At 59.7% G+C, this 3,088-nt stretch carries 1 protein-coding gene; it reads left to right on the top strand.

The annotated features are described in order from the left end of the window. Positions 1–362: 362 nt before the first annotated feature. On the top strand, positions 363–3,088 hold a 2,726-nt coding region (locus D8V06_RS03495), incomplete at its 3' end, for a PAS domain S-box protein (RefSeq protein ID WP_206663176.1).

Here is a 3,088-nt window from a genome sequence, read left to right as displayed (position 1 = left end):
GAGATGTTTTTCAGGATTTCCCGCTTCGGCGGAACAACTTTACCCAGCCGATGCATGGTGAATACGTATTGAGCCATGGAGAACCTTGGGTCAGTGACTGATGAATGATTGAAGCGCAGACGATGCCTGGCCAGACCGTGCGCGCCATCCGATTGAAAACTATCAATGCGGCTGCGCTGAAAAAGTCTGATTTTAGGAGCTGGAACGCTCCCGCGTAACCGGCAAAGCTACCTGAATGACAGGTGGCCGTCCAGCCGAGCGGGGCTGGCACTTTGCCACAACTCAAGGCATGCTAGCCGCCCTTCGGGCGTCCGGCTTATAGTGCACGTCGCGCCATTCCAGCCAAACCGCAGGATTAAAGTTTGTCCAACGTCCCTTCGTCCCTGATCACCAGTGCCCCCACTGCGGCGCCCGGCTCGCCCCTGCGCGGCACCCTCAAAGGCGCGCTCGCGACACTGGTGCTGATGCTGCTCGCCCTGATGTTCTGGCAGCTCCTGGATCAGTTGCGCGAAACCCAGAAAACCCAGCGCCAGTACACCATCGACTACACCGCCGACCTGGCAGCGCAAGTCAGTCTGAACATGGCGCTCAACGCGCGGATCGCCCTCAATCTGCTGCCGATTGTCGAACAGCCGCAAACAGCCGACGAACAGCAGGAGTTGCTGCGCAAGCTGCAAAAGTCCCTGCCCGATCTGATCAGCCTTGCCTTGCTGAGCCCCTCGGGCAGGATCCTGAATGACAGCGCCAGCAACAGCGAAGATGCCGACTATCTGGCCGAGCTGGTCCGGCGCAGTCGTGCCCAGCCTCATTACTTCAGCAATGCCATCGATGGCTCGGTGGTGCACCTGTTGCTGCATCAAGCCAGCGGCAGTACCCGCGGCTATTGGGCCCTGCGCCTGAAACCAACGTTTTTCACGACCTTGACCAAGCTCAATGAAGCGGGTGACCGGCCATTGTGGCTGGTGGAAAACCGCTTCAATCACCAAATCATCAGTCGTGATGAATCACTGCCGCTGGTCAATCCAGGCACGCTGACCCAGGACGATCTGACCAACAGTGTGCTGACGGTTCCCCTGAGCAGCAGCGACTGGCAACTGCGCGGCCTGTTCGATCGCCACCGCGTGCTCGAAGAACTGCTGCCCGCCTTTATCGGCAAATGCCTGCTGGGGCTGGCCTTCTCGATGCTGCCGTTCATCGTTCTACTGAACATGCGCCGCCGCCAGCGCCAATTACATGAAGGCCGGCGCCGCTATCAGGAGATTTTCGAGGGCACCGGTGTTGCGCTGTGCGTGCTCGATGTGGCCAGCCTCAAGAACGTATTCGACAAAGCCCGATTGCACAGTAACGAGCAACTGCATACCTGGCTTGCCGATCCGGAACAACGTCGGCAATTGCTGCAAGAACTGCGGATTACCGAGGTCAACCAGGTGGCCCTGCAACTGCTCAATGTCAACACCACCCAACAGGCCTGGGACTTGCTGATAGACGGCAACCCGCTGGACGGCAGTGCCATCGGTAATAAGGTGCTCGAAGCGCTCCTCAACCGGCAGGAGCAGCTGGAACTGGAGATCAAACTGCAGGACGCCACAGGCCGCGATCAGCACCTGTGGCTGGTGCTGCGCCTGCCGCAAGACCTGGCCGACTATAAAGCGGTAATCCTGAGCATCACCGACATCACCAGCCGCAAACTCATCGAGCTGTCTTTGCAAGAGCGCGAAGGGTTCTGGTCGGATGTGGTGCGTACCGTGCCCGATCACTTGTACGTGCAGGACGTGATCAGCCAGCGGATGATCTTCAGCAATCACCATCTGGGCCAGACGCTGGGCTACAACCGCGCTGAACTGCAGCAGATGGGCGAGTATTTCTGGGAGATCCTCCTGCATCCCGACGATGCCGACTTCTACCACCGTTCACGCCAGAGCCAGCGCCTGGGTGGTTACAGCCAACTGTTGCAATGCCAATTGCGCTTTCGTCACCGCGACGGTGAATGGCGGCGCTTCGACATTCGTGAACAGGCCCTGGCGCGGGACAAGCATGACCAGGTGACGCGCATCATCGGCGTGGCCAAGGACGTCACCGAACAGATCGAAGCCAGCGAGTCCCTGCGCGACAGCGAGCAGCGTTACCGGATGCTCGCGGAAAGCATCAGCGATGTGATTTTCTCCACCGACAGCCGCATGGCCCTCAATTATGTCAGCCCGTCGGTGCAAGCCGTACTCGGCTACGACGCCGAGTGGATTTTCCAGAATGGCTGGCAATCGACCATTGCCAACCCTCACCAACTGACCGGTATCTACAGCCTGATGGAACGGGTCGGCAAAGCCCTGGACCAGCCCGACCAGTTGGCACTGTTGCGCAACCAGGTGCAGACCCAACTGTTCCTGTTTGACTGCCTGCGCGCAGACGGTCGCAAGATCCCGATCGAGTTGCGCCTGGTGCTGGTCTGGGACGAGCACGGCGCCTTCGAAGGCGTGCTCGGTGTCGGACGTGATATCAGTCAGCAACGTCGCGCCGAAAAGGACCTGCGCATGGCCGCTACGGTTTTCGAGCATTCGACCTCGGCGATTCTGATCACTGACCCGGCCGGCTACATCGTCCAGGCCAACGAAGCCTTCAGCCGTGTCAGTGGCTATGCCGTGGAACAAGTACTCGACCAGTTGCCGAACATGCTGACCGTCGACGAGCAGCAGGAAGCTCACCTGCGTTATGTGCTCATGCAACTCAATCAGCACAGCACCTGGGAAGGCGAAGTCTGGTTGCGGCGCCGCAACGGTGAGCATTATCCGGCGTGGGTTGGCATCACCGCTGTGCTGGACGACGAAGGCGACCTCGCCAGTTACGTGTGCTTCTTCAGCGACATCAGCGAGCGCAAGGCCAGCGAGCAGCGGATTCATCGCCTCGCTTATTACGATGCACTGACGCACCTGCCTAACCGCACGCTGTTCCAGGACCGCTTGCACACGGCGCTGCAAGCGGCCGAACGTCAGAAGTCCTGGGTGGTGCTGATGTTCCTCGACCTGGACCGTTTCAAACCGATCAACGATTCCCTGGGCCACGCCGCCGGCGACCGCATGCTCAAGGAAATGGC

Source organism: Pseudomonas sp. Sample_24, from assembly GCF_004307605.1.
Taxonomy (GTDB): Bacteria; Pseudomonadota; Gammaproteobacteria; order Pseudomonadales; family Pseudomonadaceae; genus Aquipseudomonas.
This window is presented reverse-complemented; position numbering and strand designations above follow the sequence as displayed.